Origin of the sequence: Kitasatospora sp. NPDC087315 (assembly GCF_044744345.1) — a bacterium.
Classification (GTDB): Bacteria; Actinomycetota; Actinomycetes; order Streptomycetales; family Streptomycetaceae; genus Kitasatospora.
Map to the genome: position 1 here is coordinate 48,687 of NZ_JBIUYD010000003.1, position 14,113 is coordinate 62,799.

Consider the following 14,113-nt stretch of genomic DNA (forward strand, 5'->3'; position numbering starts at 1 on the left):
GCGGGCGGGGCTACCGCCGGCGGGCCCGCGGGTGGCGGGCGCACCAGCCCTCCCAGGCCGAGGCGACCATCTCCTCGACGCCGTACCTGGCGCTCCAGCCCAGCTCGCGGCGGATCAGCTCGGCGGAGGCCACCACCCGGGCCGGGTCGCCCGGCCGGCGCGGGGCGATCTCGCCGGTGGCGTCGTAGCCGGTGACCCGGCCGATCACGTCCAGCATCTCCTTGACGCTGACGCCCTCGCCGCGGCCGATGTTGAGGACCAGCGAGGTCTCGCCGGGCGGGTCGGCGGCGAGCCGCCGGGCGGCCGCCACATGGGCCGAGGCGATGTCGGAGACGTGGATGAAGTCCCGTACGCAGGTGCCGTCGGGGGTCGGGTAGTCGGCACCGAAGATCTGCGGGGCCCGGCCGGCCGTGAGCCGTTCGAAGACCATCGGGATCAGGTTGAACACGCCCTCGTCGGACAGCTCGGGCGAGGCCGCGCCCGCCACGTTGAAGTAGCGCAGGGAGGCGGTGGAGATGCCGTGGGCCCGGCCGGCGGCCGCGGCCAGCCACTCGCCGGCCAGCTTGGTCTCGCCGTACGGGTTCATCGGCGCGCAGGGCGCGGACTCGGTGACCAGCTCGGTGTCCGGCATGCCGTAGACGGCGGCGGAGGAGGAGAAGAGGAAGCGCCGTACGCCCGCCTCGGCGACCGCCTCCAGCACGTTCTGCAGGCCGGTCAGGTTCTCCCGGTAGTAGAAGAACGGCCGCTCGACCGACTCGCCGACCCTCTTCTTCGCGGCGAAGTGCAGGACGCCCCGCACGTCGTGCGCGCGGATCGCCGCGTCCAGGGCGGCCCGGTCCAGCGTGGAGCCCTCGACCAGGGCGACGCCCGGCGGCAGCCGGGTGGGGTCACCGGTACTGAGGTCGTCCAGCACGGCCACCCGCTCGCCGGCCGCCACGAGCTGGTGCACCACGTGCCTGCCGATGTATCCGGCGCCACCGGTGATCAACCAAGTCATGGCCTCGATCCTAAGGTGCCCGGGTGCCGGGCGAGTCGGGCCTCAGATTCGGGCATATCGGTGAAATGCTGACAAAGATCTCTGTAGTGGGAAACCTGCGATCCGGGTGACCCCCGTGTGGCGATGGAATCGGAGGCAGCCAAGGTGAACCGCAAGAAGGAAGCCACCCGCCCGTTCCCGGTCCGGCCGCGCCCGGCCGGGCGCGTGCCGCTCACCGCCCGCCTGGTCGTCCCCGGGGTGGCCGCCGCGCTGGCGGCACTGGTGGTGGCCGGATGCAGCAGCGGCTCGTCCTCCTCCTCGTCGGCCGCCCCGGCGACCGGTTCGGCCCCGGCGTCCGCCTCGGCGTCGTCCGTGGCGAACGGCAACCAGCTCCAGAACGCGTACCAGAAGGTGATCGCCGACGTCCTGCCCTCGGTGGTGCAGATCACCACCGCCAACGGCCTCGGCTCCGGCATCGTCTACGACGACAAGGGCGACATCGTCACCAACGCCCATGTGGTCGGCACCGCCGGCACCTTCGCCGTCACCCTGGCCAACAGCACCAAGGCCCTCGACGCCAGCCTGGTCGCCAGCTACCCCGACTCCGACCTCGCGGTGATCAAGCTGTCCAGCCCGCCGAAGGATCTCAAACCGGCCACCTTCGGGGACTCCACCAAGGTCGAGCTGGGCCAGATCACCCTCGCCATGGGCAGCCCGCTCGGGCTCTCCAGCAGCGTCACCCAGGGCATCGTCTCGGCCACCGGCCGGACCGTCTCCGAGCCCAACGAGGGGGCCTCTCCGGGCGCCACCATCGGCAACATGGTGCAGACCTCGGCCGCGATCAACCCGGGCAACAGCGGCGGTGCGCTGGTCAACCTGGACAGCCAGGTGATCGGCATCAACACGCTCGCCGCCACCGAGCCCGAGGCCAACGGCGCCGCCGCGCCCGGTATCGGCTTCGCCATCCCGGCGTCCACCATCACCAGCATCGCGGACCAGCTGATCAAGGACGGCAAGGTCACCAACTCCGGCCGGGCCGCGCTGGGCATCACCGCGCGGACCTTCTTCGACCAGAAGTTCCGCCCGGCGGGTGCCGCGATCGTGGCGGTCACCTCCGGCGGCCCGGCCGCCGCGGCGGGCCTCCAGGTCGGGGATGTGATCACCAAGATCGACGACACCCCGGTCGACTCGCTGAACTCGCTCACCACCGCGCTGGCCTCGCTCACCCCGGGCAGCAAGGTCACCGTCACCTACGTCCGGGACGGCCAGAGCAGGACCGCCGACGTCACCCTGGGCACCCTGGCCACCCCGTAGGCCCCGTACGGCGGCCGGCCTGCAGCCGCGCAAGGGCCGCGCGGGCCGGCCGCCGTACGGGCGGAAGGAGCCGGGACCTCGTCACTGCCTCGACGAGGTCCCGGCTCTCGGCGTACCGGCGGGCTCGCGCCGCCCGGAGTCAGCGGCGGGCGGTGCGGGTCCGCCAGGGGAGCTCGATGGTCACCGTGGTCGGGCCGCCGTCCGGGCTCTCCACCAGGAACACCCCGTCGACCGCGCGGACCCGCTCGGCCAGACCGGCCAGGCCGCTGCCCGGGTAGGCGGCGGCCCCGCCCTTGCCGTCGTCCTGGACCAGCAGCATCAACTGGTCACCGGCCCGCCAGGCGTCGACCGTGGCGGTGCGGGCACCGGAGTGCTTGGAGACATTGGTCAGCAGCTCGCTGACGGTGAAGTAGGCGATGCCCTCGACCGCCGAGTCCGGGCGCTCCACGGCGCCGTCGTCGCCCTTCAGCTCGACCTGCACCCGCACCCCGCCCGGCACGGTGCAGCGGGCGGCCACCGCGGAGAGCGCCGCGTCCAGGCCGCGGTCGGTGAGCACCGCCGGGTGGATGCCCCGGGCCAGGTCGCGCAGTTCCTGCAGGGCGAGCTTCACCTCGCCGTGCGCGTTGTCGACCATTCTGGCGGCGGCGGCCACGTCGTCGGGCGTCTCGGTCTCCTTCAGCCGCTCCTTCGCCAGGCCCAGATCCATCGCCAGCGCCACCAGCCGGGCCTGGGCGCCGTCGTGCAGATCGCGCTCGATCCGGCGCAGGTCGGCGGCGGCGGTGTCGACCACCGTGCCGCGGTCGTCCTCCAGCTCGCGCACCCGCTCGGACAGCGCGCCGGGGTAGAGCAGGAGCTCCACCAGCATCCGGTCCACCGCGGCCTGGAAGCGGACCACCCACGGCAGGACCGGCCAGCCGACGATCACACAGATCAGTGTCACCGTGAAGCTCAGCACGCCCCAGGGCAGCAGCAGGATGTTGTACAGGGCCGAGCGCCAGCTCAGCGCGTCGGTCAGGTGGGCGACCGCGTAGCCCATGGCACCCGGCCTGGTCCGGCGCACCGGCTCCGGCTCGGTCACGCCGGAGTCGTACGCGGACCGGGCCCGGCGCCGGGCGAACGCGCCCAGGCCCCGGCAGCCGGCCAGCCCGGCGGCCAGCAGCGGCAGGCCGACCACCGTGATCGACAGCGCCAGCCCGATGCTCAGCATCGCGAAGGTGAAGACGAACCCCATGATGCCGAGCGGCAGGTTGAACATCAGCTGCCCGGCCTGCTTCCACATCCGCGCGCCGTACAGCGGGGCACGTCCGATGCGCGCGTCCTGCTCTCTGATGGCATCCGCGGCGCGGCGGTGCAGAGGCTTCATCTGGATCTACCGTCCCTCTTGATCGAGCTGGTGGTCCAAGCTTCCCCGGAGGGGGCGGGGCGTGGCCATGGGGGTGATACGTCTCCCCGGGCGGGGGTTAACCCCACCTTCGGGGGAGACCGCCGCGCGGCGCCGGGGTGTCCACGGGTTGTCCACCGGCCGTCTTGCGGATCGGGCGGGGTGCGGGGGTGGGGAGCCGTGCACTTAGACTCACGCATTGGCGATGGTTATGACCGTGTAAAGAAACGTCGTAGAACTGCCTTGTAGGGCGGTTTTCACGGCCGATGTGGAGGCGAAGGCATGGAGGGGCAGCAGGCGGCTGCCGTCGCGGCCGACCCGGCGGTCGGCAGCGGCTACTTCGACGCGTATGCCGCGATGGGCCTGCTCGCCGTCGTCGGCGTGCTCTTCGTCGCCGTGGCGTTCACCGCCAACCGGCTGCTGCGGCCGGTGGTGTACTCGCCGGAGAAGCTCCTCGCCTACGAGTGCGGCGTGGACCCGGTGGGGGAGGACTGGGCGCACACGCAGGTCCGCTACTACGTCTACGCCTTCCTGTACGTGATCTTCGCGGTCGACGCGATCTACCTGTTCCCGTGGGCGACCGTCTTCGCCGCCGACGGGTACGGCGCCGGGACGCTGATCGAGATGTTCGTCTTCATCGGCTTCCTCGCGGTCGGGCTGCTCTACGCCTGGAAGAAGGGCGTTCTGGAATGGACGTGACGCACAACCACTCGCACGGGCACGGCGCCGCCGGCGGCCCCGTCCCGCTGGGCCTCCCGGACCCGTCGCGCCCCGGCGCCGCGGTCGAGCCGCACGGTATCGGCCCGCTGGCCAGGCTCGCGCCGGACCCGGTCAAGGTCGTGCTCAACTGGGGCCGCCGTTACAGCCTCTGGTGCTTCAACTTCGGCCTGGCCTGCTGCGCGATCGAGTTCATCGCCGCGTCCATGGCCAAGCACGACTTCATCCGGATGGGTGTCATTCCGTTCGCGCCCGGGCCGCGCCAGGCCGATCTGATGATCGTCTCGGGGACGGTGACGGACAAGATGGCGCCCGCCGTCAAGCGCCTCTACGAGCAGATGCCCGAGCCGAAGTACGTCATCTCCTTCGGCGCCTGCTCCAACTCCGGCGGCCCGTACTGGGACTCCTACTCCGTCACCAAGGGCGTGGACCAGATCATCCCGGTCGACGTCTACGTACCCGGCTGCCCGCCCCGGCCGGAGGCGCTGCTCCAGGGCATCCTCAAGCTCCAGGAGAAGATCGCCGCCGAATCGCTGCCCGCCCGCTACGCCGCGCCCGCCGCGGCGCTGCGGCGTCCGCTGGTGGCCGGCCCGGCACCCGAGGGAGGGGCCTCATGAGCACCGCCGAGCAGTACGCGGCGTCGGTCGGCGAGTGGGCCACCGGCGCCGAGGCATACGGGCTGATCACCGTCGACGTGCCCGCCGAGCACTGGATCGAGGCGCTGACCGCCGCCCGGGACGGGCTGGGCCTGGCCTTCTTCGACTGGCTGAGCGCCGTCGACGGGCTGGCCGAGGGCTTCTCCGTGGTCGCGCACCTGGCCGCCCCGGAAGCCCCCGGCGTGCGCCACCTGGTGCTGCGCACCCGGGTACCGCGTGACAAGGCCGCGCTGCCGACCGCCGTGGCGGTGTACGCCGGTGCCGCCTGGCACGAGCGCGAGACCCACGAGATGTTCGGCATCGACTTCCCCGGGCACCCCTACCTGGCCACCCTGCTGCTGCCGGACGGCTTCGAGGGGTACCCGCTGCGCAAGGAGTTCGTCCTCGCGGCCCGGGTCGCCAAGGCCTGGCCGGGTGCCAAGGAGCCGGGCGAGTCCGACCACGGCGACGGGCCGGCGCGACGCAAGATGCAGCCGGCCGGTGTGCCGGACCCGAACGAGTGGGGGCCGCTCAAGGGCACCCTGCCGCCGGTCGCCGAGCGGCCCGCGCGTGGCGCGCGGGCGGCGGGGGCGGCGCGTACGCCGCGGGCCGCGGCCGGTGCGGCGGCCGGTGCTGGTGCGGCCGGTGCCGAGGGTGCCGCGCCGGTGCGGGCGGATCGTCCGCGGCGGACCAGGACCGTCGGCGAGGGGTCGGTCAGCCAGGGCGGCGAGGGTGCCGCCGAGGGCACGCCCGCGGCCGAGGGTGCCGCGCCGGTGCGGGCGGATCGTCCGCGGCGGACCAGGACCGTCGGCGAGGGGTCGGTCAGCCAGGGCGCCGAGGCCGCCGGGCCTGCCGCATCCGCTGAGCCCGTTGCGCCCGCTGAGCCCGCCGAGGCCGCCGCGCCCGCTGAGCCCGCCGAGGACGCCGAGCCGAAGCCGGAGCGGTCGGCGCCCGCCCGTACCCGGTCCGCCGACGCGCCCTGGCACTCGCCGGTGCCCGCGCACGACGAGCCCGGGAGCGCGGCGGAACCGGACGGCGCGGAGCAGCCCGGGACCGGGAGCGAGAAGCCGGCCGCACCGGCCGACCAGGACGGAGACAGCGCGTGAACCTGCTCGACACGTTGCTGCGCTGCGTCGCCACGCTCGTCGTCTTCCTCACCCTCCCCCTGGTCATCGGCCAGACCGAGCACAAGGTGATGGCGCACATGCAGGGCCGCCTCGGCCCGATGTACGCCGGCGGCTTCCACGGCTGGGCGCAGCTCGTCGCCGACGGCGTGAAGTTCGCGCAGAAGGAGGACATCGTCCCGGCCGGGGCGGACCGCCGGATCTTCCAGCTGGCGCCCGCCGTCTCGCTGCTGCCGTACCTGTTCGTGCTGCTCGCGATCCCGGTGGGCCCGGACGGCTTCGTCGGCCAGGCGGTGGACGCCGGCCTGTTCTTCGTCCTCGCCGTGCTCGGCGTCGGCGTGCTCGGCAAGCTGATGGCCGGCTGGGCCTCGGCGAACAAGTTCTCCCTGCTCGGCGGCCTGCGCACGGCCGCGCAGCTGATGTCGTACGAGCTGCCGATGGTGCTCGCCGCCGCCTCCGTCGCGATGGCCGCCGGGACGCTGTCGCTGCCCGGGATCATGGACGCCTGGCAGTGGTACTGGATCCCGTGGCAGATCATCGGCGCGTTCGTGTTCTTCACGGCCGGCCTCGCGGAGCTCCAGCGCCCGCCGTTCGACATGCCGGTCGCCGACTCGGAGATCATCTTCGGCGCGTACACCGAGTACACCGGCCTGCGCTTCGCGCTGTTCCTGCTCTCCGAGTACGTGGGCATCCTGGTGGTGTCCGCGCTGACCGCGGTGCTGTTCCTGGGCGGCTGGCACGGCCCGCTGCCGGACCAGCTCGGCTGGCTGTGGACGATCCTGAAGACCTTCGCGCTGGCCTTCGTGGTGATCTGGCTGCGGGTCACCTTCCCGCGGCTGCGCGAGGACCAGCTGATGCGCTTCGCGTGGCTCGTGCTGATCCCGCTCGCCCTCGTCCAGCTCGCCCTCACCGGCATCATCAAGGTGGCGATCTCATGAGCTTCCCCGGCGCCGGCCTGGCCAAGGGCCTGGCCGTCACTCTGCGGACGATGACGAAGAAGAGCGTCACCGCGCAGTACCCCGAGGTGCAGCCCGCGCTGCCGCCGCGCTCGCGCGGCGTGATCGCGCTGCTGGAGGAGAACTGCACGGTCTGCATGCTCTGCGCCCGGGAGTGCCCGGACTGGTGCATCTACATCGACTCCCACAAGGAGACGCTGCCGGCCGCCGATCCGAACGCCCGCGCCCGCACCCGCAATGTGCTGGACCGGTTCGCCATCGACTTCTCGCTCTGCATGTACTGCGGGATCTGCATCGAGGTCTGCCCGTTCGACGCGTTGTTCTGGTCGCCCGAGTTCGAGTACGCGGAGACCGACATCCTGGAACTGACCCATGAGCGGGACAGGCTCCGCGAGTGGATGTGGACCGTCCCGGCGCCACCGGCGCTGGACCCGGCGGCCGAGGAGCCCAAGGAGATCGCCACCGCGCGCAAGGCGGCGGACAAGCTGGCCGCCGCCGCTGCCGCCGCGGCTTCGGACGAGGGGGGTGCCGCGGAATGAGCCCGCTGCTGCTCGCCGCGACCGGGCCGCTGGATCCGGCCGCCCGGTCCTTCCTCTCCCCGACCGGGGTGGAGATCGTCTTCCTGCTGGTCGGCATCGCCGTGCTCGGCTCGGCCGTGGTCGCCGTCACCACCAGGCAGCTGGTGCACGCCGCGCTCTGGCTGGTCGTCGCGCTCGGCGGGCTGGCGGTGGAGTTCCTGCTGCTCACCGCCGAGTTCATCGCCTGGGTGCAGGTGCTGATCTACCTCGGCTCGGTGGTCGTGCTGGTGCTGTTCGGGCTGATGCTCACCAAGGCGCCGATCGGGCGCTCGCCGGACGCCGACTCGGGCAACCGGTGGGTGGCCCTGGTGGTGGCGCTGGCTTCGGCCGGCACCCTGGTGACGCTGGTCGTGGACGCCTTCCGGACCTCCTGGATCGACCTCGGTGCGGGCGGCGGCTCGGCGGCCGTGACGGGCGCGAGCCTGTTCCGGACCTGGGTACTGCCCTTCGAGGCGCTCTCGGTGCTGCTGCTGGCGGCGCTGGTCGGGGCGATCGTGCTGTCGCGCGGGGCCGGGCGGCGGGTGCCGCCGCCCCGGGCCGGCCGACTGCGGGCCGGGCGGCCGGTGGGGTCCAACGTGACCGTCGCCGCCGCGGCGAAGGCCGCCGGTACGCCCGGGGCGCCGGCCGGTCCCGCCTCGACGACCCCGCCGCAGGAGGGCTGATGCATCTCGCCTACCCCGTCGTCCTCGCCGCGCTGCTGTTCAGCGTCGGCGTGTACGGCGTGCTCGCCCGGCGCAACGTCGTCCTGGTGCTGATGTCGGTCGAGCTGATGCTCAACGCCGTCAACCTCAACCTCGTCGCCTTCGACGCCTGGCTGCGCGACTCACTCCACGCCGGCCAGGCGCTCACCCTGTTCACCATCACCATCGCCGCCGCCGAGATCGGTCTCGGGCTCGCCATCGTCCTGCTGCTGTTCCGGGCCCGGGGCACCGCGGACATCGACAAGGTCACCGCGCTCGGCGACCCGTCCGAGTCCACCGCCGAGGAGGCGCCTGCCGGCGCCGAGGCGCTGAAGGGCCAGGCCGCCGTATGAACCTCGCCCTGCCCGCCCTCGTCCCCGCCCTGCCCGCGCTCGGCGCCGCGGCCACCCTGGCCACCGGCCGGCGCGCCCCGGGCCTGGCCCGGCCGCTGGCGATCGTGCCGGTCGCGGTCTCGGCCGTGCTGGCCCTGGTCGTCGCGCTCCAGCTCGGCACCGGCCAGACGCTGGACGCCGCCACCCGGCTCACCCCGACCGGCGGCCCCGACATCGCGCTCGGCATCCACCTGGACGGCTTCAGCTCGCTGATCTCCGTCCTGGTCGGCCTGGTCGCCACCTGTGTGCAGGTCTACTCGACCGCCTACCTCAAGGACGACCCGCGCTACCCGTCCTACGCGGCGCTGGTCTCGCTGTTCACGGCGGCGATGTTCCTGGTCGTCTACTCGGGCGACCTGATCGTGCTGCTGGTCGGCTGGGAGGTCATGGGCATCTGCTCGTACTTCCTGATCGGCCACCACTGGGAGACCGCCGACGCCCGTTCGGCCTCGCTGAAGGCCTTCCTGGTCACCAAGCTCGGCGACGTGCCGTTCCTGTTCGGCATCTTCCTGCTCGGCGCCGACGCCGGAAGCTTCCGGATCCCCGACGTGCTGACCGCGGCCACCGACGGGCGGCTCGGCCACCCGACGCTGATCGCGCTGCTGCTGCTCGCCGGTGTGGCCGGCAAGAGCGCGCAGTTCCCGCTGCACACCTGGCTCCCGGACGCGATGGCCGGCCCGACGCCGGTCTCCGCGCTGATCCACGCCGCCACCATGGTCGCGGCCGGCATCTACCTGGTCGCCCGGCTGCTGCCGGTCTTCCTGCTCTCGGGCGCGGCGCTGGTCGTGCTCGCGGTGATGGCCGCCGTGACGATGATCGGCTCGGCGCTCTGCGCGCTCGCCCAGGACGACCTCAAACGGGTGCTCGCCTACTCGACCGTCGGCCAGCTCGGCTACATGGCCGGCGCGCTGGCCAGTGGCGACCGCGAGGCGTCCGTCTTCCACCTGGTCAGCCACGGCGCGTTCAAGGCGCTGCTGTTCCTGGCCGCCGGTGTGGTGATCCACGCCGCGCACACCAACTCGATCTCCGCGATGTCCCGGATGCCGGGGCTGCGCAGGCGCGTCCCGGACGCCTACTGGACGATGGGCATCGCGCTGGTCGCCCTGGTCGGGCTGCCGCCGTTCTCCGGCTTCTTCAGCAAGGAGGCGGTGCTGACCGCGGCCGAGCACGCCGCCAACGGCGAGGCGCTGACCAACGGCCTCGGCCCGGCCTCGGCCGTGCCGCAGACGGCCGGCTGGATCGTGCTGATCTCGGCCGGGCTCACCGCGCTGATCACCGCCGCGTACGCGACCCGGCTGTTCCTGGTGGCGTTCCACGGCCCGGCGGCCGCCGCCGGTGCTGCCGCTCCCGCCGGGCCGGAGGCGGACGCGCCGTACTCGCCCGAGGTGGACGAGGCCGACCCGGCCACCGCCGAGCCGCCCGCGATGCGCTGGCCGCTCTGGGTGCTCGCCGTCCCGACCATGGGCTTCGGCGTCGCCGGCCTGCGCTCCGACTGGCTGCCCGCGCTGCTGGACGGCGGCTCGCTGCGGCCGTCGGCGGTCACCGCGGTGACCGGCACCGGCCTCGCCCTGGTGGGCGTGCTGCTGGCGTACGGGGCCTGGCGGTCGGCGACCGCACGGCTCGGCGCGGGCCGGCCGGCCCGCGCCGCCGAGGGCCGGGTGCCCGGGCAGGCCGGTGCCCCGGCCGCCGAGGTGATCGTCGCCGACCCCGGGCGCACCCTGCTCGGCCCGCTGTTCGGCCCGGCCCGGCACGGCTTCGGCGTCGACCGCCTCTACAGCACGCTGTTCGTCCGCCCGGTGACCGCCGCCGCGCGGCTCGTCCGCTTCCTCGACCGCGAGGTCGTCGAGACGTACGTCCGCAGCGGCGGGCTCGGCGCCAACCTGCTCGGCCGGGCCGTCCGGCTGGCGCAGACCGGCAACGCGCAGACCTACCTCAGCGCGCTGCTCGCCGGCGTCGTGCTGCTGGCCGTCCTGGTGGCGGTGTAGCGCATGCCCCAGCCGACCCACCCCGTCCAGCCGACCGCAGCCCGTAGGAGCCACCGATGAACGCAGTCCTCATCGCCCTCCTGGCACTGCCGCTGCTCGGTGCGGCCCTCACCCTGGCGCCGGTGTTCGGCACCGACCCGGCCGTCGCCGACCGGCGCGCGCTGCGGCTGAACACCGTCCTCACCGGTGCCGTCCTCGTCCTCACCGTCGTCCTGGCGGCCGGTTTCGACCACGACGAGCCCGCCCGGATGCAGGCCACCACCGACGTGTCCTGGATCCCGGCCATCGGTGTGCGCTTCCACCTCGGTGTGGACGGCGTCTCGCTGCCGCTGATCGTGCTGACCTCGCTGCTCACCTTCCTCTGCGCGCTGTACTCGGAGCGGCGGCTGCCGAGCGGGGAGCACGTGCCCTCCGCCCGGGCCTTCACCGGGCTCTTCCTCCTCCTCGAAACCGGCATGCTCGCCACCTTCGCGGTGCTGGACCTCGTGCTCTTCTTCCTGGCCTTCGAGATCGTGCTGATCCCGATGTACTTCCTGATCGCCCGCTGGGGGAGCGGGGCGAAGGTGCCGGCCGCCAACCGGTTCATCCTGTACACGCTGCTCGGCTCGGCCGTGATGCTGCTCGGCTTCCTGCTGGTCGGCAGCAAGGCGGGCACCTTCGACATGCAGGCCCTGGCCGCCGCCCACGGCAGCGGCCTGAGCCACACCACCCAGGTGATCGCCGCGCTGGCGATCATGATCGGGCTCGCGGTCAAGGCCCCCGCCTGGCCGCTGCACAGCTGGCTCCCGGACGCGCACACGGCGGCCCCGACCGTCGGCTCCGTGCTGCTCGCCGGTGTGCTGCTGAAGATGGGCACCTACGGTCTGGTCCGCGTCCTCCTCCCGGTCGTCCCCGACGGCACCGCGACGCTCGCCCCCTACCTGGGCGCGTTCGCCGCCGTCGGCATCGTCTACGGCTCGCTGGTCTGCCTCGCGCTCGCCCGGTCCGGAGCCAAGGGCGACCTCAAGCGCCTGATCGCCTACTCCTCCGTCGGCCACATGGGCTTCGTGCTGCTGGGCATCGCCTCCCTCACCCCGGTGGGCGTCAACGGTGCCCTGTTCGCCAACATCGCCCACGGCCTGATCACCGGCCTGCTGTTCTTCGTGGTGGGCGCGCTGAAGGACCGCTACGGCACGGCGGACCTCGACACCCTCGCCGGCTCCACCGGCGCCGCCCTCTACGGGCGGGCGCCGCGGATCGGCGCCCTGCTCGCATTCGCGGCCGTCGCCAGCCTCGGCCTGCCCGGGCTGGCCGGCTTCTGGGGCGAGCTGCTCGCGATGTTCGGCGCGTTCGATCCGGCCGAGGGCCTGTCGCGCCCCGCCTTCGTCACCTACATGGTCCTGGCCGGTCTCGGCACCCTCCTCACCGCTGCGTACCTGCTGATCGTGGTCAAGCGCGTCTGCATGGGCGACCCGAAGCAGCCCGCCCCGGTGCCGGAGCTCGCCGATCTGCGCCCGTACGAGGCCGTCAGCTGGACGCCGCTGGCCGCCCTCACCCTGCTCGCCGGCCTCTGGCCCGCGCTCCTGCTCGGTCTCTCCGATCCCGCCGTCAAGCACCTCCTCGGGGGTGGCTGATCATGCTCGGCACCGCGCTCGGAGCCCAGCTCGCACTCGGACCTCACTCCACGGGGCAGCCCACTGTGACCTCCCTCGCCGTAGCCAACCCGGGCAGCCTGATCCAGTCCGTGGACTGGGTGGCGATCGCGCCCCCGCTGATCGCCGCCGTGGCCGCCCTCGCCGTGCTGGTCACCGACCTCTTCCTGCCCGCGCGCCACAAGAAGCTGCTCGGCCGGCTCACCGCGGCCGGACTCGCCCTCGCGCTCGTCTCCCTCCTCCCGCTGACCGGCGGCGGGCCCCGGGGCACCTTCTGCGTCCGGGACACCGGCACCGACGCCCAGAACGCCGGCTGCTCGTACGTGGCCGACCACTTCGCCCTGGTCTTCCAGCTGCTGGCGCTCGGCGGCGCGCTGATCGCCGCGCTGCTGTCGATGCACACCGTGGACGAGGAGGCGCCGGGCGGCGGCTCCGCCGCGGGGCTGCCCCGCGGCGAGTACTGGTTCCTGCTGCTCTCCAGCGCCACCGGTGCCGCCCTGCTGCCCGCCGCCCGTGACCTCGCCACCCTGGTGGTCGCCCTGGAGGTGGCCTCGCTGCCGGCCTTCGCGCTGGTCGCGCTGCGCCGCGACGGCCGGGGTGCCGAGGCCGCGCTGAAGTTCTTCCTCTCCTCCGTCACCGCGACCGCCGTGATGCTGCTGGGCGTCGGCTTCGTCTACGCCGCCAGCGGCAGCCTGCACCTCGCGCTGATCGGCCACGGCCTGGACGGCGTCCCCGGACAGCTCAAGCCGCTGGCCGAGGCCGGTGCGGTGCTCACCCTGGTCGGCTTCGCCTTCAAGGTCGCCGCCGCCCCGTTCCACTTCTGGGTGCCCGACACCTACACCGGTGCCCCGCTGCCGGTGGCCGGCTACCTCTCGGTGGTCGGAAAGGCGGCGGGCCTGGCCGGTCTGGCGCTGGTCACCACGATCGCCTTCCGCCCGTACGCGCACACCTGGGGTCTGGCGCTCGCGGTGCTGGCCGCCGTCACCATGACGGTCGGCAACGTGGGCGCGCTGCGCCAGCGCTTCGACACCTCGTACAGCGCGGTGCGGCTGCTCGCCTGGTCCTCCGTCGGCCAGGCCGGCTATCTGCTGGTGCCGCTGGCCGCCGCCGGCTACGCGCCCACCGGGACCGACCCGCTCGGCGCCACCGCCGCGTACGCGCTGATCTACGGCGTGGTGAACCTGGGCGCCTTCGGTGTGGTCGCCGCCGTCGGCCGCCGGGCCGGGACCAGGGTCGACGACTTCCGCGGCCTGTTCGCCCGGCGCCGCTGGACGGCTCTGGCGCTCGCCTTCTTCCTGCTCTGCCTGGCCGGGCTGCCGCCGGGCGTGGTCGGTCTGTTCGGCAAGGTGGTGGTGTTCCGCGCCGCCGTCGACTCCGGGCTGGGCTGGCTGGCCGTGGTGATGGCCGTCAATGTGGTCATCGCCCTGTACTACTACCTGCTCTGGACGGCGCGGCTCTTCGCGCCGGCGGCAGACGGCGGGAAGGCGGCGGTAACGGCCCCCGAGCCACGGCTGCCCGCCTCGCTGGCCGCCACCCTCGGCCTCACCGCCTCGGCCGCCGTGGTGCTCTCGGTGGCTCCGCAGCTGGTCCTCCAGGTGGCCGGCGGCACGCTGTTCTGAGCCCCGGCCGGCGGTGCGGGGGATCCGGCGACCGGGTGTCGCGGTGGTCACAAGGGAACAAGGCCGACGGCCCCACCCGTTGAGCGGGCAGAGGGACGAGGCAGAAAGGGCTTCCCCACCGCGCA

General features: G+C 73.4%; 13 protein-coding genes. 11 read left to right on the forward strand and 2 right to left on the reverse strand.

What is annotated here, in order from left to right; all coding sequences use genetic code 11:
• Positions 1-10: 10 nt before the first annotated feature.
• Positions 11-997 carry a UDP-glucose 4-epimerase GalE gene (galE, locus tag ACIO5D_RS05180; RefSeq protein WP_363605928.1) on the reverse strand — a complete coding sequence of 329 codons (987 nt, stop codon included), beginning with the start codon at positions 995-997 and terminating at the stop codon, positions 11-13.
• A 123-nt stretch (positions 998-1,120) separates the two neighbouring features.
• Here galE and ACIO5D_RS05185 point away from each other — a divergent pair, with 123 nt between their 5' ends.
• A complete protein-coding gene (locus tag ACIO5D_RS05185; protein ID WP_363605927.1) occupies positions 1,121-2,290 on the forward strand; it encodes a trypsin-like peptidase domain-containing protein in 1,170 nt (389 codons plus the stop codon).
• A 139-nt stretch (positions 2,291-2,429) separates the two neighbouring features.
• Here the strand turns inward: ACIO5D_RS05185 and ACIO5D_RS05190 are convergent, their stop codons facing one another.
• On the reverse strand, positions 2,430-3,569 hold the full coding sequence (locus tag ACIO5D_RS05190; protein ID WP_363606057.1) for a sensor domain-containing protein: 1,140 nt from the start codon (positions 3,567-3,569) through the stop codon (positions 2,430-2,432).
• Between the two features lie 384 nt (positions 3,570-3,953).
• Here ACIO5D_RS05190 and ACIO5D_RS05195 point away from each other — a divergent pair, with 384 nt between their 5' ends.
• The 10 genes from ACIO5D_RS05195 to ACIO5D_RS05240 are packed head-to-tail and all read left to right on the forward strand — an operon-like array spanning position 3,954 to position 13,988.
• The gene (locus tag ACIO5D_RS05195; RefSeq protein ID WP_400756212.1) at positions 3,954-4,370 is read left to right on the forward strand and encodes an NADH-quinone oxidoreductase subunit A; all 417 of its coding nucleotides are present in this window, start codon (positions 3,954-3,956) and stop codon (positions 4,368-4,370) included.
• Complete coding sequence (locus ACIO5D_RS05200) at positions 4,361-5,005, forward strand: NADH-quinone oxidoreductase subunit B family protein (protein WP_363605925.1); 645 nt, start codon at positions 4,361-4,363, stop codon at positions 5,003-5,005. The genes ACIO5D_RS05195 and ACIO5D_RS05200 overlap by 10 nt, the downstream gene beginning before the upstream one ends.
• Positions 5,002-6,129 (forward strand): NADH-quinone oxidoreductase subunit C, encoded by a 1,128-nt coding sequence (locus ACIO5D_RS05205; RefSeq protein ID WP_400793992.1) that lies wholly within the window; start codon positions 5,002-5,004, stop codon positions 6,127-6,129. Before ACIO5D_RS05200 ends, ACIO5D_RS05205 begins: the two co-directional genes overlap by 4 nt.
• A 2-nt stretch (positions 6,130-6,131) precedes the next feature.
• A complete protein-coding gene (locus ACIO5D_RS05210) occupies positions 6,132-7,085 on the forward strand; it encodes a complex I subunit 1 family protein (protein ID WP_363606055.1) in 954 nt (317 codons plus the stop codon).
• Positions 7,082-7,642: an NADH-quinone oxidoreductase subunit I gene (locus ACIO5D_RS05215; RefSeq protein ID WP_363605923.1), complete on the forward strand. Its 561-nt coding sequence runs from the start codon at positions 7,082-7,084 to the stop codon at positions 7,640-7,642. The genes ACIO5D_RS05210 and ACIO5D_RS05215 overlap by 4 nt, the downstream gene beginning before the upstream one ends.
• The gene (locus ACIO5D_RS05220) at positions 7,639-8,343 is read left to right on the forward strand and encodes an NADH-quinone oxidoreductase subunit J (RefSeq protein WP_400793993.1); all 705 of its coding nucleotides are present in this window, start codon (positions 7,639-7,641) and stop codon (positions 8,341-8,343) included. Before ACIO5D_RS05215 ends, ACIO5D_RS05220 begins: the two co-directional genes overlap by 4 nt.
• Entirely contained in the window at positions 8,343-8,714 is a 372-nt protein-coding gene (gene nuoK, locus ACIO5D_RS05225) for an NADH-quinone oxidoreductase subunit NuoK (protein ID WP_363605921.1), read from the forward strand. The genes ACIO5D_RS05220 and nuoK overlap by 1 nt, the downstream gene beginning before the upstream one ends.
• Entirely contained in the window at positions 8,711-10,738 is a 2,028-nt protein-coding gene (locus ACIO5D_RS05230) for an NADH-quinone oxidoreductase subunit L (RefSeq protein ID WP_400793994.1), read from the forward strand. The genes nuoK and ACIO5D_RS05230 overlap by 4 nt, the downstream gene beginning before the upstream one ends.
• Before the next feature lie 56 nt (positions 10,739-10,794).
• Positions 10,795-12,351, forward strand: coding sequence for a NuoM family protein (locus ACIO5D_RS05235; RefSeq protein WP_400654444.1), 1,557 nt, complete (start codon positions 10,795-10,797; stop codon positions 12,349-12,351).
• Positions 12,352-12,353: 2 nt separating this feature from the next.
• Positions 12,354-13,988: an NADH-quinone oxidoreductase subunit N gene (locus tag ACIO5D_RS05240; RefSeq protein WP_400654446.1), complete on the forward strand. Its 1,635-nt coding sequence runs from the start codon at positions 12,354-12,356 to the stop codon at positions 13,986-13,988.
• Positions 13,989-14,113: the final 125 nt, after the last annotated feature.

What these genes read in the sequence shown, in the direction of transcription:
- galE (WP_363605928.1), bottom strand. Translation starts at nt 997, where the DNA reads ATGACTTGGTTGATCACCGGTGGCGCCGGATACATCGGCAGGCACGTG.
- ACIO5D_RS05185 (WP_363605927.1), top strand. Translation starts at nt 1,121, where the DNA reads ATGGAATCGGAGGCAGCCAAGGTGAACCGCAAGAAGGAAGCCACCCGC.
- ACIO5D_RS05190 (WP_363606057.1), bottom strand. Translation starts at nt 3,569, where the DNA reads ATGTGGAAGCAGGCCGGGCAGCTGATGTTCAACCTGCCGCTCGGCATC.
- ACIO5D_RS05195 (WP_400756212.1), top strand. Translation starts at nt 3,954, where the DNA reads ATGGAGGGGCAGCAGGCGGCTGCCGTCGCGGCCGACCCGGCGGTCGGC.
- ACIO5D_RS05200 (WP_363605925.1), top strand. Translation starts at nt 4,361, where the DNA reads ATGGACGTGACGCACAACCACTCGCACGGGCACGGCGCCGCCGGCGGC.
- ACIO5D_RS05205 (WP_400793992.1), top strand. Translation starts at nt 5,002, where the DNA reads ATGAGCACCGCCGAGCAGTACGCGGCGTCGGTCGGCGAGTGGGCCACC.
- ACIO5D_RS05215 (WP_363605923.1), top strand. Translation starts at nt 7,082, where the DNA reads ATGAGCTTCCCCGGCGCCGGCCTGGCCAAGGGCCTGGCCGTCACTCTG.
- ACIO5D_RS05220 (WP_400793993.1), top strand. Translation starts at nt 7,639, where the DNA reads ATGAGCCCGCTGCTGCTCGCCGCGACCGGGCCGCTGGATCCGGCCGCC.
- nuoK (WP_363605921.1), top strand. Translation starts at nt 8,343, where the DNA reads ATGCATCTCGCCTACCCCGTCGTCCTCGCCGCGCTGCTGTTCAGCGTC.
- ACIO5D_RS05230 (WP_400793994.1), top strand. Translation starts at nt 8,711, where the DNA reads ATGAACCTCGCCCTGCCCGCCCTCGTCCCCGCCCTGCCCGCGCTCGGC.
- ACIO5D_RS05235 (WP_400654444.1), top strand. Translation starts at nt 10,795, where the DNA reads ATGAACGCAGTCCTCATCGCCCTCCTGGCACTGCCGCTGCTCGGTGCG.
- ACIO5D_RS05240 (WP_400654446.1), top strand. Translation starts at nt 12,354, where the DNA reads ATGCTCGGCACCGCGCTCGGAGCCCAGCTCGCACTCGGACCTCACTCC.